Raw genomic sequence first — 537 nt, forward strand, 5'->3', positions numbered from 1 at the left:
CAGCACAGCCAACTTCTTCCAGCCGTTTACATAACACCGGATCAGCATGGCAATATGGCAACACAATAAAGCCATCTCGCACGAGCTGTTCGGCAGCGGCTAAGGTTTCTATCGGGTCAGGCATTAAGTATTTCGGGTCGGGATGGATCTCCAGTTTGACCCAATTTGTGCCCAACGCTTCGCGAGCAAGCTGCGCAGCAAAAACAGCATCTTTGGCATTTTTAGCGCCAGAGGTGTTCGGTAGCAAATTCACACCGGCGTGAATCAAAGGCTGCAAAATGTCATCTTGCTGATCATGTACATCCACACGTTTAAGCGCCATCGTCGCGAGCTGTGAACCTGAAACCTGGATGGCTTCGGCCATTAAACGGCTATTAGAAAATTTGCCTGTTCCTGTGAACAAGCGTGATTGAAATTCTTTATCACCAATTTTCAGCATCGACATTATCCCCCTGCGATGGCTTGAAACAGAGAGATGCTATCTCCCTCAGAAAGTACCGTACTCGCCCATTCGCTACGCGGCACCACTTGATTATT

1 protein-coding gene and 1 pseudogene are annotated in these 537 nt (G+C 48.6%); both read right to left on the reverse strand.

The window, feature by feature from the left end; genetic code table 11:
* Positions 1 to 439: pseudogene (locus R7Q09_RS27965) on the reverse strand (thiazole synthase); the annotation flags it as partial.
* Positions 440 to 444: 5 nt separating this feature from the next.
* Positions 445 to 537: sulfur carrier protein ThiS (gene thiS, locus R7Q09_RS27970; protein WP_318118743.1), on the reverse strand; the 93-nt coding region annotated here is incomplete at its 5' end.

The organism is Vibrio sp. 2130-1, from assembly GCF_033339515.1.